This is a genomic window from Micromonospora sp. MH33 (genome assembly GCF_003013775.1).
GTDB classification, from domain to species: Bacteria; Actinomycetota; Actinomycetes; order Mycobacteriales; family Micromonosporaceae; genus Micromonospora; species Micromonospora fulviviridis.
Map to the genome: position 1 here is coordinate 1 of NZ_MUYZ01000199.1, position 12,881 is coordinate 12,881.

A 12,881-nucleotide genomic window follows, 5' to 3' on the forward strand; every position below is an offset into this window, starting at 1 on the left:
CGCGGCGACCAGCACGGCACCGCCGTCGGCGGCCCGGGTCACGTGCAGGCCCGCCGGGTCCCAGACCGTGGCGGCGTAGGTGCGGCGCGGCTTCGGCACCGCGCCCGGCCCGGGGCCGTCGGCCCGCCAGGCGACCCGCCCGGTATGCGCGTCCAGTGCCACCAGCTTCCCGTCGGACCAGCGGCTCACCACCGTGGTGCCCTCGGCGAGCACCCCGACCAGCTTCGCCGGCCACCGGCGGTACGACCAGAACGGGGTGACCCGGTGCTTCCCGGAGACCGGCTGGTCGGCGTACACCTGGCGGGCGCCCGCGTAGACGCGGAGCCGGCCGTCCACGACCAGCGGCGCCACCGGCAGCCGGCCGATCACCCCGACCGGAGGGGTGGGCGCGGCCGGGTAGGCGCCCCGGGCGACCGTCTCCACCTCGGCGGGCGCGAGGACCCGCAGCACCACGGCAGCCGCCGCCGCGACGGCCAGCACCGCCACGACCGCCACCACGATCCGCCGCCCCGAGGGCTTCCCCATGCCGTACCTCCGCCCGGCACCCTACCCAGCGGGGGCTCCCGGACGCCGCACCGGCCGACGCCGCTCAGGTCGTCCAGCGGTCGGCTCAGGCGGCCTCGGCGGACCGGGTGGGGCCGACGGCCAGTGCCAGGTCGGCCAGGTCGCGGCGGAGGGCACCCTCCACCGCCCGGGCGGCCAGGCCGCCGAGGATCAGGGCCAGCACCCGGCCGTACGGGCGGGTCGGCACCGCCTCGTGCTCGACGGTGACCTCGGTGCAGCCGCGCCGCCGGCGCTCGACGGCCCGCAGCTTCCAGGTGATCCGGTAGTCGGCGCCCGCGCCCCGCGAGCTGAGCACCAGCCGTGCCGGGGCGGCCGCCTCGACCACCAGGAACTCCTCCGCCTCGGCGACGCCGTCCGGCCGGACCCGGGTCTCCCGCCAGCTGGTGCCGGGCCCGAGGTCGCCGGGGCTGAGAACGTCGACGTCGCCGACCGCGGAGAGCCAGTCGGCCCGCGCCGGGAGGTCGGTGAGGAGCCGCCAGACGTCGACGTCCTGCGCTTCGATGAATGCGGAAACCGTCACCGTCGACATGGCACCTCCCGTGTCGTCCACGGTACGGGCCGTGACCGGGGAACGGGAGCCTTGCGGTGACATTTCCACCACCGGTGCCCCGACCGGGGCACCGGGCGTGCGGCGAGCGTTCAGCGGCGGAAGGCGTCACCCCGGATCGCGGCGACGAACGCCGTCCAGCCCGGTGGGCTGACCGCGAGCGCCGGACCCTGGGGGTCCTTCGAGTCGCGTACGCCCACCACGCCGTGCGCGGCGACCACGTTGGTGGCCACCTCGACGCAGAGGCCCTGATCGTTGGAGCGGCTGCTGGTGCGCCACACGGCGCCGGTCAGCTCGGTCATCTCTCGGTCCTTCCTGTTCCACTCGGGTGCGCCCCGGCCCGCACCGCCGGGGCGTACTCAGTCCGCGACGATCAACGGCGAAGGAAACGTCCCCGGTCGCACAGCGGGTGCGACCGGGGACGGAGAGTGAGAAGGGGGCGCCTCAGCGGGCCGGGAGGATGCTCCCGGTGACCTCGCCGAGGGCGATGGTGGTGCCGTCCGGGCCGGGCGCGGTGGCGGTGATCGTCACCGTGTCGCCGTCCTCCAGGAAGGTCCGGGCGGTGCCGTCGGCGAACTTGACCGGCTCGGTCCCGCCCCAGGTCAGCTCCAGGAACGAGCCGACCTGGCCGCGCTCCGGCCCGGAGACGGTGCCGGAGGCGTAGAGGTCGCCGGTCCGCAGCGACGCGCCGTTCACGGTGAGATGGGCGAGCTGCTGGGCCGGGGTCCAGTACATGGTGGCGAAGGGCGGCTCGGCGACCCGCTCGCCGTTCCACTCGACCGACAGGGTCAGGTCCAGCCCGAGGTGCGGGGTCTCGCGCAGGTAGTCCTGCACCGGCGGGTCCTGGTCGGGCGCGGGCACGAGGGCGTCGGCCAGCGCCTCCAGCGGGGTGACCCAGGCCGAGACCGAGGTGGCGAAGGACTTGCCCAGGAACGGCCCGAGCGGCTGGTACTCCCAGGCCTGGATGTCCCGGGCGGACCAGTCGTTGACCAGTACCACGCCGAAGACGTGGTCGGCGAAGTCCGCGACGGCGACCCGGTCGCCGAGCCGGCTCGGCACCCCGACCACGAAGCCGACCTCGGCCTCGATGTCCAGCCGGACGGAGGCGCCGGTGGTCGGGCCCTGCGCGCTGGCCCGCTGCCCGGTGGGGCGGACGACCGGGGTGCCCGCGACCACCACCGTGCCGGCCCGGCCGTGGTAGCCGATCGGCACGTGCTTCCAGTTCGGCAGCAGCGGCGGCTGCCCGGGCCGGAAGATCTGCCCGACGTTCGACGCGTGGTGCTCGGAGGAGTAGAAGTCGACGTAGTCGGCGACCTCGAACGGGAGCAGCAGCTCCACCTCGCGCAGCGGCACCAGCAGCGGCTCCACCGCCGGCCGGTGCGCCGGATCGGTGAGCAGCTCGGTGACCCGCTGCCGGACGGCGGTCCACTGCGGACGGCCGAGCGCCATGAAGTCGTTGAGGGTGGGCCGGCCCAGCGCCCCGGCGGCCAGCACCAGCCCGGCGGCCTCCGCGCCGGCCAGGTCCAGCACGAAATCGCCGATACGTACGCCGATCCGCGGCTCGCGGTCGCCCTGCCGGAACACCCCGTACGGCAGGTTGCTCACCCCGTACGGCGAACCCGCCGCACCAGTCACCCAGCTCATTCCTCGAAGCCCCCGTTCACCAGCCCCAGCCGGATCAGATCGGTCAGTGGTTCGGAGATGCTGCACGAGCCGTAGCCGACCCAGAGCGGGCGCTCGGCCTCCCGGTGCGACCGGGCCAGCTCGACCACCCGCAGCGGGTCGGTGGCGGCGAGCAGTTCGGCCACCGCGTCCACCTCGGCGCCTCCGGTGGCGGCCAGGGTGGCCGCCAGCACGTTGACGAAGCCGTGGTGGGCGAAGCCGGTCTCCGGATCCCGGTGCCGGATCGCGTGGTGCAGCCCGGCGGTCAGCTTGAACGGCAGTTCCCGGTCCCGGCAGGCGCAGATCACCGCGGCCAGTTCGACCGGGGTCGGGAAGAGCTCGGCGGCCAGCCCGCCGGTGCGGAACTTGGCGGCCACCGCCAGCCCGCCGGCCCGCGCCTCGGCGAGGGCGTCCAGCGCGGCCATCAGCCCGAAGGTCAGCGGGATCTCCGCGTAGACCGAGGTGCCGCCGAGGCGCTCGGCGAGCTTGACCAGGTCGGACAGGCCGGGCTGGGGGTCCTCGCCGCGCTTGGCGACCGGCGCCTCGACCTGGCGGACGGCGAGCCGGGCGTCCGTCTCGGCGAGGGCCGCCTCCAGGCGGCCGACCGGCACGTCACCGATCACGCCGACCGCCAGGGTGGCCTCCGGGGCGAGCAGCTCGGGCAGGTCCGGCAGGGTCGAGGCGGGCAGCAGCAGCGGGCCGACCAGGTCGGCGTACCAGCCGGCCCGGTGCCGGTGATGCGCGGTCACGGCGTCCGGCAGCGGGGCGCTGCCGGGCGGGAAGACCGCCGCGTCGTCGACCAGGCCGGCGAGAAGGCGGGGCACCTGCGTTGACACGAGACAAGAATCTACGGGACGCTACAAGGAACGGACAACTGCGTCCGATTATCGGACGTCACCGGCCGGAGAACGGGACATATCGGGAGGCGAGATGCCGTACTACCGCAGCGTCGGCGAGGTGCCCCGCAAGCGCCACACCCAGTTCCGCCAGCCCGACGGCACCCTGTACGCCGAGGAGCTGGTCGGTCAGGAGGGCTTCTCCTCCGACTCGTCGCTGCTCTACCACCGGCACGCGCCCACCGCGATCGTGGCCGCCGAGGAGTTCACCCCGCCCGCCTTCACCCGGGTGCCGAACCTGCCGCTCAAGCCGCGGCACCTGCGCACCCACAAGCTCGACGGGGCCGGAGCCGACCCGGTGCTCGGCCGGCAGTACCTGCTCGCCAACGACGACGTGCGGATCGCGTACGTGCTGGCCGACCGGCCGTCGCCGCTGTTCCGGGACGCCACCGGCGACCACTGCCTCTACCTGGAGTCCGGTTCGCTGCGGGTGGAGTCGCCGTTCGGCGTGCTGGAGGCGGTGGCCGGCGACTACGTCGTCATCCCCACCTCGACCATCCACCGCCTCGTCCCCACCGGCGACGAGCCGACCCGGCTGCTCGCCATCGAGGCCGCCGGCCACGTCGGCCCACCCAAGCGCTACCTCTCGGTGCGCGGGCAGTTCCTGGAGCACTCGCCGTACTGCGAGCGGGACGTCCGCGGGCCGGACACGCCGCTGCTGGTCGACGAGACCGACGTCGAGGTGCTGGTCCGGCACCGTTCCCGGGCGGCACGCCCGGACGGTAGCGGCACAGTCTGGACGCGTCATGTTTATGCGAACCACCCGTTCGACGTGGTCGGCTGGGACGGGCACCTGTACCCGTGGGCGTTCTCCATCCACGACTTCGAGCCGATCACCGGCCGGATCCACCAGCCGCCGCCCGTGCACCAGACCTTCCAGGGCCCGAACTTCGTGATCTGCTCGTTCGTGCCGCGCAAGGTGGACTACCACCCGGACGCCATCCCGGTGCCGTACAACCACCACAACGTCGACTCCGACGAGATGCTCTTCTACACCGGCGGCAACTACGAGGCCCGGCGCGGCTCCGGCATCGAGCAGGGCTCGATCTCGCTGCACCCCTCCGGTTTCACCCACGGCCCCCAGCCGGGCGCCGCGGAGCGGTCGATCGGGGCGGAGTTCTTCGACGAGCTGGCGGTCATGGTGGACACCTTCCGGCCGCTGGACCTCTGCGACGCGGGGACCGCCTGCGAGGACGACGCGTACGCCTGGACCTGGGCGCGCCGGGCCTAGCGCACCGGGTGCCGGCCGGTGCGGGCGAGCACGGCGAACTCGGCCACCACCGTCACGGTGATCCCGGCGACCAGCGGCCACGGGCCGCCGACCAGCGCGTAGAGCACCAGCAGCGCCGGGGCGGCGGCCACCGCGTACACGCTCAGGGCCAGGCCGCGGTCGGCGCGGAGCAGGCCGGGCAGGACGGTGTCCAGCAGGCCGGGAAGCCGGGCCGCGTACCGCCAGACCAGCAGCGCCCCGCCGAGCCCGGCCAACACCGCGAGGACGCGGGACGGGCCCGGCGCGACCGGGGCCAGGAAGGCGACCAGCACGGTGGCGACCAGCGACCAGCCGGCGCCGTGCAGCACCAGGCGGCGCAGCCCGTCGGCGATGGTCGGGCCGGCGTCGCCGCGTGCCGGGTCCATGGCCGCCGCCTCGGCCAGGTGCTCCAGCGCCTCCGCGTAGCGGCGCTGCTCCAGCCGGATCACGCCCATGTCCTGCCGCGCCGCGGCCAGCTCCGGGTCCAGCCGCAACGCCTCCCGGTAGGCCCGCTCGGCCAGGTCGTACAGCTCCAGGCGGGCGGCGACCAGGCCGAGCACCAGGTGCGCCTGCGCGGTCTCCGGGGCCAGCTCCACACCCCGCCAGGCGGCGTTGAGCGCCGGCTGGCCGTTGCGCGCGCCGGCCAGGATGGCGGCGGCACTGCGCTGGGCGTACGCGTCGTCCGGGCCGAGCGCCAGGATCTGGTCCCCGGTGCTCGCGGCTGCCTTCCACCGACCCAGGTCGACCAGGGCGAAGCCGCGCGCCACCAGCGGTGACAGGGCCCCCGGGGCGGCGGCCACGGCCGCCTCGGCGACCGGCAGCGCCTCCGCCGACCGGTCCGCGGCCAGGTGCACCCGGGCCAGCATGGTCAACGCCTCGGCGTTGCCCGGGTGGCTGGCGAGCGCTGCCTCGAGTTCCTCGGCGGCCTCGTCGTACCGGCCCAGTTCGGCGAGGAGCTGCGCGCGCTGGAGGTAGCCGTCGGCGGCGGACTGGTCGGGGGCGGCGTCGTTCGGCATCCCGGCGAGCGTAGCGGCCAGCCCGTCCGTCCGCCCGCCGCCGGCGAGCGGGCGGACACCGGTCAGGCGCTGCGGCAGCGGGACCGGTCCAGCGAGCGCCCGCAGGTGCCCAGGCTGCACCAGCGCCGCAGCCCGCTCTCGTCCAGGAAGAGCCAGCCGCACCGCTCGTCGGGGCAGGTCCGGAGGGTGAGCCGGCGGGGGTCGGCGAGCAGCTGGGCGGCGCTCCAGGCGACCGCGTGCAGGGGCATCCGGAGTCCGGCCCCGAGCTCCGGCCACCAGCGCCCGCGGCCGTCGGTCTCGGGCCGGAACACCACCTCCTTCGCGGCGGCCTCCGCGTACCGGGCGACCGACTCGAAGGCGCGCCGGTCGTCCGGCCCGGTCAGGCACCCGTACAGCGCGTGCCGCAGGCCCCGCGCCTCGACGAGCACCGCCTCGGCCTGGTCGGGGTCCCGCCGGGCCAAATGCAGCAGCCGGCTCACCGAGACGTCGTCGAGGAGACCGACGTGGCCGGCCCACACGGCCAGGGTGCGGTAGCCGCGTAGCCACTCGGCGCCGGGCAGCGGCGGTTCGTGCCCCCACCCGGCGAAGGGGTTGCAGAAGTCCAGCGCCGGGTGGCCCCCGACGCTCCAGGGCAGGCTCTCGTCGCGGACCCGCACCTCGTACACCGGCCGCCCGGGCCGGTCCAGCCGGTCGTCGCCGCGCAGGATCCGGCGGTGCACCTCCCGCAGGCGCGGCCCCGGCTCGACGCCCAGCTCGTCCACGAGCAGCTGCCGGGTGGTCCGGTACAGCCGCAGCGCGTCGGCCTGCCGCGCGCCCCGGTACAGCGCGGTCATCAGCACGGCGACGAGCTGCTCCCGGGTCGGGTGCCGGGCGGCCAGGGGCATCAGCTCGGCGATCGCCCGGGCGTGCTGGCCCAGCGCGAGCTGCGCCTCGGCGCGCAGCTCGATGGCGACCAGCCGCAGCTCCTCGACGGTGCCGTGGAGCCGGTCCCGCAGTTCGCCGTCCGCCGCGTCGGCGAGCAGCGGCCCCCGCCAGAGGGCCAACCCCCGGTCGAGCAGCCGCGCCCGCTCGCCGGGGTCGGCGGCCACGCCGGCCGCCCGGACCAGCTCGCCGAACTCGTCGACGTCGACACGGTGCCCGTCCGCCTCGACGAGGTAGCCCTCGCCCCGGGTGCTGATCCGCACCCCGTACGGCGTCAACGACCCCCGCAACCGCCCGATGTACGTCTGCACGGCGCCCCGGGCCGAGGCCGGCGGCCGGCCGTTCCAGAGCAGGTCGATGAGGCGCTCGGTGCGGACCACCCGTCCCGTGTCGAGCAGCAGCACACCGAGCAGGCAGCGCTCCTGGCGTCGGCTGCCGACCTCGACCGGCCGGCCCCGATGGCGGGCCTCGAAGGGTCCGAGCAGTCGGAAGTCCATACCGAACAGGACAGGCTGGCCCGGTCCGCCGGTTGTCATCCGGCGGTGAGCGGATGGTGGGTGCCCCGGTGGCCGGCCCGCCACCCGGACGGATCCGACGCGGCTCCGGCCCGACGCGCGGTGAGCCCGTGGTGAGCGGGGCCGGTGATCCTGGTCCGGCCCTGACCAGAAGCACGGATGGAGTGACCATGCGTTTCAAGATGAGCGTCGCGGTGGCGTCGGTCGTGGCCGCGATCGTCGCGGCCCTGCCCGGCACGGCGTCCGCCGCGAGCGGCGACATCGCCCCCGGCGCCTGGGAGCCGGCCCCACAGGCGGCGTTCGAGATGCCGGCCGGAGCCCGCTGCGACTTCGCGGTACGGGTCGAGCCCATCGTCGACGAGGTCCGGAAGCTGACCCTGGCCACGTGCCCGGACGGCTCGCCGAAGCGGGAGCTGTTCACCGGCGCCCTCGTCGACCGGGTGACCAACCTGGAGACCGGGGCCACGTCCACGGCGGACGCCAGCGGCACCTCGCTGGTGGTCTACGGCACGGACGGGTCGATGACCTGGTACGTGACCGGACCGGTGCTGCTCGGCTTCCGGGAGAACGCGGGCTCGCTGCCGAAGGGGCTGTGGATCGTCGACGGCCAGTTCACCGTGGAGTTCACCCCCACCTTCGAGAAGACCATCACGATGCTTCACGGCACGACCCACAACGTCTGCACGGACGTCGACTGATCCGGCGCGGCGACCGGGTGCCACCCGGTCGCCGCGTCACGCCGCCGGCGCCTCGTAGACGAGGGCCACGGCGATCCCGGTGAGCCCCTCGCCGCGCCCGGTGAAGCCCAGGCCGTCGGTGGTGGCGGCGGAGACGGTGACCGGCGCGCCCACCGCCGCGGAGAGCACCCGCTGCGCCTCGTCCCGGCGGGGGCCGATCTTGGGTCGGTTGCCCACCACCTGGACCGACACGTTGCCGATCTCGAAGCCGGCCGCCCGGACCCGCCGGGCGCTCTCGGTCAGCAGGGCCACCCCGGACGCGCCCGCCCACTCCGGCTGGTCCACCCCGAAGTTCGCGCCCAGGTCGCCGAGGCCGGCGGCGGAGAGCAGGGCGTTGCAGGCGGCGTGCGCCGCCACGTCGGCGTCCGAGTGGCCAGCCAGGCCGTCCTGGTCCGGCCAGTGCAGGCCGGCGACCCAGCAGGGCCGGCCGGCCGCGAAGGCGTGCACATCGGTGCCGATGGCCACCCGAGGAACGATCATGAACCGAGGGTACGCGTCAGGCGCCGGTGGCCAGCAGGTGCTCGGCCAGGGCCAGGTCGAACGGCCGGGTGATCTTCAGGGCCAGCTCCGAGCCGGGTACGCAGTCCACCGGGACGCCCAGCTTCTCGACCAGGCCGGCGTCATCGGTGAGCGGATCGCCGGCCGCCTCGTGGGCGGCGGTCAGCACCGACCGGCGGAAGCCCTGCGGGGTCTGCACCGCGCGGAGGGCGGCCCGGTCGACGGTGCCGAGGACCCGTTCGCCGGCGTCGACCTCCTTGACGGTGTCGACCACCGGCAGCACCGGGATCACCGCGTCGTGGCCGGCGCGGACCGCCGCGGCCACCGACTCGACCAGCTCGGGCGGGGTGAGCGCCCGAGCCGCGTCGTGCACCAGGACGATCTCCGGCCCGGCGGGGACGGCGGCCAGCGCGGCGGCCACCGAGGCCTGGCGCTCGGCGCCGCCGGGGACCACGGTGACCGGGGCCACCGGCGCGAGCATCGCCCGGACCGACCCGACGTCGGCGGCCGGGGCGGCCACCACGACGGTGTGCACCGAGGGCGCGGCGGCGATCCGGCGTACCGCGTGCACCAGCAGCGGCTCGCCGCCGAGCAGCCGGAGCGCCTTGGGAGCGCCCGGGCCGAGGCGTACCCCGGCACCGGCCGCAGGAACGAGGACCGCGACGTCACCGCGCGGATTGAGCTGCGCGGTCACGTCGCGGTCCTCGGATTCGTTTGCTACTGCGTGGGTACGACGATGAGGTGCGGATCAGGCCTCGGTCAGCACCTTGTCGAGCAGCGTCTCCGCCTCGTCCTTGGTGCTCTTCTCGGCCAGCGCGACCTCGCCGACGAGAATGTCGCGGGCCTTGGCCAGCATGCGCTTCTCACCCGCGGAGAGACCCCGCTCCCGCTCCCGGCGCCACAGGTCGCGGACGACCTCGGCGACCTTCAGCGGGTTACCGGAGGCCAGCTTCTCCAGATTCGCCTTGTAACGCCGCGACCAGTTGGTCGGCTCCTCGGTGTGCGGTGCACGGAGCACGTCGAAGACCTTACCCAGGCCCTCTTCGCCGACCACCTCTCGCACACCCACGATCTCGGCGTTCTCGGCGGGCACCCGGACCGTCAGGTCACCCTGCGCGACCCTCAGGACGAGGTACTGCTTAGGCTCGCCCTTGATGACCCGAGTCTCGATTGCCTCGATGAGTGCGGCCCCGTGGTGGGGGTAAACAACGGTCTCGCCGACACTGAAAACCATAGGTTCGAAACCCCTTTCGCTGTGTCTAGGGTAACACGCTCAGGCACCGATGTCTCACCGCTGTCCTGACCGTTGGCGCAGCTCAGGGGCCCTGTGAGAGGTATTTCTTCAGCTTGACAGGCGGTCAAGCCGATGATTTCGACACGCTCCGTGACCAATGGATGACAACCCGGTAAGGGTGACGGAAGCGTTCAGATCTAGGGCGATGCGCTCCTTCCATGGTAGCTCCGGAATTCCACCTGCGCCCAGGTGTGGCGGTACGACGGCCGGTGCGGGACGCTTGGAACGGACGGACATCCGCTCACCGAGACGGTTCCTGGGGGTCCGATGGGCATGCCTGACGCTGAAGGCCACGGGCCACCGGACGGGCTGCCCGACCTGCCCCCGGAGTGGGGCCGGGTGGTCGTCCCCGACGACGCCTCGGCGCTGGCCGAGGAGGCCCGCCAGGTCCGCCGCGAGCTGCGCGGGGCCCGGCGGCAGGCCACCCCGCGGCGGCGCCTCGGCCCGGCCGGCCGGCCGTCCCCCGGGTTCCCGGTGCTGGTCCTGCTGGTCGCCGTGCTGATCACCCTCACCGGGCTGGCCGCCGTCACGTGGCCCCGGTCGAGCCGCTCCGGGGGCGCTCCCACCGTGCTGCCGTACCCGACGGCCCCGGTCGGGCCGCTGCCCGCGCTCGACCTCGTCGGTCCGGACGATGCGCCGGTACCGCTGCGCAGCCTGCTGCCCGCCATGATCATCCTGGTGGACGCGTGCGTCTGTGCGGAGCAGGTCGGCACCGCGGCGGCGACCGCGCCACCGGGGGTGACCCTGGTCACCGTCACCGAGAGCCGCAGCGCCGAGGCCCCCACCGCCCCGGGGGTCCGCCCGCTCGCCGACCCGGCCGGCGGCCTCCGCTCCTACCTGCATCTCTCCGCGCACCCGGGCACGGCCGCCGCCCTGCTGGTGGACCGGCAGGGCGCCCTGGTCCGGGTGGTGCCCGAGCTGGGCCCGGCGGCGGACTACCGCGACGACCTGGTCCGGCTGGCCGGCTGACCGCCGCTCAGCCCAGCTCCTCCAGCCGGGCGTCGAGGTCGACCTGGTCCCGCAGCGCGATGAACCGGACCAGCAGCGGCCCGCCGCTCGCGGCCACCACCGAGACCGAGGCGGCGGTCGGCCCACCGCAGCTCAGCACCCGCTCCGTCCCGTCGTCGGACGAACCGGTGAGCCCGACGGCGACCGCGCCCGCGCCCGAGCAGCTGACCGTCAGCAGGAACCGGTTCCCGTCCGACGCGTTCGCCCGGCGGGTCACCGGGGCCCCGTCCGGCATCAGGCGGGACCGCTCCCGCCACACCTGGTACGAGACCTCGCGCCGCCGCGCCGCCCCGCCGGGCTCCTCGTGGATAACCACCGGCGCGTCCGGATCCGCCTCCGGCCCGGACAGCACGACCTGGTCCAGCACCCGCCCGGTCTGCACGTCCACCACCGCCCTCAACCGGACCGGGGAGCCGCTCGGGTCGACCCGGAAGCCGGGTTCGAGGAAGGCGTCGCTCGACGGGGTGGGGTGGGGCCCGGCCCGCCCGAGCGCCGGCGCGGCCGCCCGCCACCAGCCGGCGCCGGCCGCCAGCGCCGTCACGGTCAGCCCGGCCAGCAGCGCGCGCCGGATCCGCTCGTCGGGAGCCATGCGGAGAGCGTATCGGCGCGGGGCGGCGGCCACCGTCCCGTCAGCCGGTGCGCTCCAGCAGGGCCGCGTAGAGGGTGAGGCCCGGACCGAAGGCCAGCATCACGACCCGCTCCGGCGGCGTCTCCGCCCGGTCCAGCCGGTCCAGGATCAGCAGCACCGTCGGGGACGAGCAGTTGCCGTGCTCGTCAAGGATGGCCCGGGACGCCGCGAGCGCCGCCGGTGGCAGGGCCAGCTCCCGCTCCACCACGTTGAGGATGCGCGGGCCGCCCGGGTGCACCGCCCAGCCGTCCACCTCGGAACGGCGCCACCCGTGCCGGGCCAGCAGGTCGTCGACCAGACCCCGGACGTGGCGCGAGAGCACCTGCGGCACCTTCGGGGACAGCCCCATCCGGAAGCCGGTGTCCGTGACGTCCCAGGTCATGTGGTCGGCCGTGGAGGTGTCGGTGACCGAGGTGACCTCGCGCAGCGCGTACCCCCGGCCGCCGGGGACGACCACGGCGGCGACCGCGGCGTCGGAGAAGAGCGCGTGCGAGACGATCTGCTGGGTGTCCACCCGCGCGCCCGCCGGCTGGATGTGCAGGCTGGTCAGCTCCGCGCAGAGCAGCAGCGCGGGGCGGCCCCGGGCGGTGACGAAGTCGCTCGCCGCGCCGACCCCGGGCAGGGCCGCGTAGCAGCCCATGTGGCCGACGAACATGCGTTGGGTGTCCGGGGCCATGCCCAGGTCCCGGGCGAGCAGGATGTCCAGCCCCGGGGTGGCGTACCCGGTGCAGGAGCAGACCACGAAGAGGCCGATGTCACCGGCGTCCAGGCCGGCGGCGGTCAGCGCCCGGCCGACCGCCTCCTTGCCCAGCGGCAGCGCCTCGACCTGGTAGCGCCGCATCCGGCGTTCGGTGGGCCACTCCGAGACGTCCTCCAGCAGCGGGTTCACCGCCGCGTGGCGCCGGGACACCCCGGAGTTGGCGAAGATCCGCTCGGCGAGTGCCCGGGTGGTCCCGGAGAAGTGCTTCGCGAAGAAGCCCGTCCACAGCTCGTCCTGCGCGGCGGACGGCGGTTGCGCCGTACCCAGACCCGCGATCACCGGCACGCCCATGTCCCCCCACACCTCTCGTCCCCATCCCCACGCTTCACCAACGAGCACCGCCCGTTCACGACTGCGGGGCTCGCAAGACCGGCTCACTCGTCGCGCTCACCAACGCGGCGTCGAGCTGTCACGGTCCGGGTCGCCGCCGAGCGCGGCGATGCCGAGCCAGTCGGCGCAGACGTCGGAGGTGGCCGGGTGGAGCGAGCCGCACCGGGCGTCCCGGTAGAGCCGCTCCAACGGATGCCCCCGCCGGGTGGCCGAGGTGCCGGCGGCCTCCAGCATGGACGCCGCCACCTCGGCGGCG

General features: G+C 75.0%; 15 protein-coding genes and 1 pseudogene. 3 read left to right on the forward strand and 13 right to left on the reverse strand.

Annotation, left to right across the window (positions count from 1 at the left end; genetic code table 11):
- The 5 genes from B0E53_RS24890 to B0E53_RS24910 form a co-directional block, all read right to left on the reverse strand.
- Nucleotides 1–525 (reverse strand): PQQ-binding-like beta-propeller repeat protein (locus B0E53_RS24890; RefSeq protein ID WP_348639672.1); only part of this gene is annotated, 525 nt, incomplete at its 3' end.
- 85 nt (nt 526–610) lie between these two features.
- The gene (locus B0E53_RS24895) at nt 611–1,093 is read right to left on the reverse strand and encodes an SRPBCC family protein (RefSeq protein WP_107078269.1); all 483 of its coding nucleotides are present in this window, start codon (nt 1,091–1,093) and stop codon (nt 611–613) included.
- 110 nt (nt 1,094–1,203) lie between these two features.
- Nucleotides 1,204–1,413, reverse strand: a complete 210-nt coding sequence (locus tag B0E53_RS24900; protein WP_091317211.1) for a DUF397 domain-containing protein — start codon at nt 1,411–1,413, stop codon at nt 1,204–1,206.
- Between the two features lie 142 nt (nt 1,414–1,555).
- On the reverse strand, nt 1,556–2,755 hold the full coding sequence (gene fahA, locus B0E53_RS24905) for a fumarylacetoacetase (protein WP_107078270.1): 1,200 nt from the start codon (nt 2,753–2,755) through the stop codon (nt 1,556–1,558).
- Nucleotides 2,752–3,609 carry a hypothetical protein gene (locus B0E53_RS24910; RefSeq protein ID WP_107078271.1) on the reverse strand — a complete coding sequence of 286 codons (858 nt, stop codon included), beginning with the start codon at nt 3,607–3,609 and terminating at the stop codon, nt 2,752–2,754. Before B0E53_RS24910 ends, fahA begins: the two co-directional genes overlap by 4 nt.
- 94 nt (nt 3,610–3,703) lie before the next feature.
- Between B0E53_RS24910 and B0E53_RS24915 the strand changes: the two genes are divergently transcribed.
- Nucleotides 3,704–4,900 carry a homogentisate 1,2-dioxygenase domain-containing protein gene (locus B0E53_RS24915; protein WP_107078272.1) on the forward strand — a complete coding sequence of 399 codons (1,197 nt, stop codon included), beginning with the start codon at nt 3,704–3,706 and terminating at the stop codon, nt 4,898–4,900.
- On the opposite strand, the gene B0E53_RS24920 is transcribed toward B0E53_RS24915, so the two are convergent.
- Both B0E53_RS24920 and B0E53_RS24925 read right to left on the reverse strand, forming a co-directional pair.
- On the reverse strand, nt 4,897–5,934 hold the full coding sequence (locus B0E53_RS24920; RefSeq protein WP_107078279.1) for a tetratricopeptide repeat protein: 1,038 nt from the start codon (nt 5,932–5,934) through the stop codon (nt 4,897–4,899). The genes B0E53_RS24915 and B0E53_RS24920 overlap by 4 nt on opposite strands.
- A gap of 62 nt (nt 5,935–5,996) precedes the next feature.
- Entirely contained in the window at nt 5,997–7,352 is a 1,356-nt protein-coding gene (locus B0E53_RS24925; RefSeq protein WP_107078273.1) for a BTAD domain-containing putative transcriptional regulator, read from the reverse strand.
- Nucleotides 7,353–7,540: 188 nt separating this feature from the next.
- Here B0E53_RS24925 and B0E53_RS24930 point away from each other — a divergent pair, with 188 nt between their 5' ends.
- Nucleotides 7,541–8,068 carry a hypothetical protein gene (locus B0E53_RS24930; protein ID WP_107078280.1) on the forward strand — a complete coding sequence of 176 codons (528 nt, stop codon included), beginning with the start codon at nt 7,541–7,543 and terminating at the stop codon, nt 8,066–8,068.
- A 36-nt stretch (nt 8,069–8,104) separates the two neighbouring features.
- Here the strand turns inward: B0E53_RS24930 and ispF are convergent, their stop codons facing one another.
- Genes ispF through B0E53_RS24945 form a run of 3 tightly spaced genes read right to left on the reverse strand, consistent with a single transcriptional unit; the run spans nt 8,105 to nt 9,839 of the window.
- Nucleotides 8,105–8,587, reverse strand: coding sequence for a 2-C-methyl-D-erythritol 2,4-cyclodiphosphate synthase (gene ispF, locus B0E53_RS24935; protein WP_107078274.1), 483 nt, complete (start codon nt 8,585–8,587; stop codon nt 8,105–8,107).
- A 16-nt stretch (nt 8,588–8,603) separates the two neighbouring features.
- A complete protein-coding gene (ispD, locus tag B0E53_RS24940; protein ID WP_107078275.1) occupies nt 8,604–9,299 on the reverse strand; it encodes a 2-C-methyl-D-erythritol 4-phosphate cytidylyltransferase in 696 nt (231 codons plus the stop codon).
- 54 nt (nt 9,300–9,353) lie between these two features.
- Nucleotides 9,354–9,839, reverse strand: a complete 486-nt coding sequence (locus B0E53_RS24945; protein ID WP_007073334.1) for a CarD family transcriptional regulator — start codon at nt 9,837–9,839, stop codon at nt 9,354–9,356.
- A 327-nt stretch (nt 9,840–10,166) separates the two neighbouring features.
- On the opposite strand from B0E53_RS24945, the gene B0E53_RS24950 reads away from it, so the two are divergent.
- Complete coding sequence (locus B0E53_RS24950) at nt 10,167–10,868, forward strand: hypothetical protein (RefSeq protein WP_107078276.1); 702 nt, start codon at nt 10,167–10,169, stop codon at nt 10,866–10,868.
- A gap of 7 nt (nt 10,869–10,875) precedes the next feature.
- On the opposite strand, the gene B0E53_RS24955 is transcribed toward B0E53_RS24950, so the two are convergent.
- The 3 genes and pseudogenes from B0E53_RS24955 to B0E53_RS24965 all read right to left on the reverse strand — a co-directional run.
- On the reverse strand, nt 10,876–11,496 hold the full coding sequence (locus B0E53_RS24955) for a hypothetical protein (RefSeq protein WP_107078277.1): 621 nt from the start codon (nt 11,494–11,496) through the stop codon (nt 10,876–10,878).
- 40 nt (nt 11,497–11,536) lie between these two features.
- A complete protein-coding gene (locus B0E53_RS24960) occupies nt 11,537–12,586 on the reverse strand; it encodes a type III polyketide synthase (protein WP_107078278.1) in 1,050 nt (349 codons plus the stop codon).
- Nucleotides 12,587–12,682: 96 nt separating this feature from the next.
- Nucleotides 12,683–12,881 (reverse strand): annotated as a pseudogene (locus B0E53_RS24965) (acyl-CoA/acyl-ACP dehydrogenase); the annotation flags it as partial.

Bases quoted from the DNA above. Each gene is read 5' to 3' on its own strand.
- B0E53_RS24960 (WP_107078278.1), bottom strand. From the start codon at position 12,586: ATGGGCGTGCCGGTGATCGCGGGTCTGGGTACGGCGCAACCGCCGTCC.
- B0E53_RS24925 (WP_107078273.1), bottom strand. From the start codon at position 7,352: ATGGACTTCCGACTGCTCGGACCCTTCGAGGCCCGCCATCGGGGCCGG.
- B0E53_RS24895 (WP_107078269.1), bottom strand. From the start codon at position 1,093: ATGTCGACGGTGACGGTTTCCGCATTCATCGAAGCGCAGGACGTCGAC.
- B0E53_RS24920 (WP_107078279.1), bottom strand. From the start codon at position 5,934: ATGCCGAACGACGCCGCCCCCGACCAGTCCGCCGCCGACGGCTACCTC.
- ispF (WP_107078274.1), bottom strand. From the start codon at position 8,587: ATGATCGTTCCTCGGGTGGCCATCGGCACCGATGTGCACGCCTTCGCG.
- B0E53_RS24945 (WP_007073334.1), bottom strand. From the start codon at position 9,839: ATGGTTTTCAGTGTCGGCGAGACCGTTGTTTACCCCCACCACGGGGCC.
- fahA (WP_107078270.1), bottom strand. From the start codon at position 2,755: ATGAGCTGGGTGACTGGTGCGGCGGGTTCGCCGTACGGGGTGAGCAAC.
- B0E53_RS24900 (WP_091317211.1), bottom strand. From the start codon at position 1,413: ATGACCGAGCTGACCGGCGCCGTGTGGCGCACCAGCAGCCGCTCCAAC.
- B0E53_RS24930 (WP_107078280.1), top strand. From the start codon at position 7,541: ATGCGTTTCAAGATGAGCGTCGCGGTGGCGTCGGTCGTGGCCGCGATC.
- B0E53_RS24915 (WP_107078272.1), top strand. From the start codon at position 3,704: ATGCCGTACTACCGCAGCGTCGGCGAGGTGCCCCGCAAGCGCCACACC.
- B0E53_RS24950 (WP_107078276.1), top strand. From the start codon at position 10,167: ATGGGCATGCCTGACGCTGAAGGCCACGGGCCACCGGACGGGCTGCCC.
- B0E53_RS24955 (WP_107078277.1), bottom strand. From the start codon at position 11,496: ATGGCTCCCGACGAGCGGATCCGGCGCGCGCTGCTGGCCGGGCTGACC.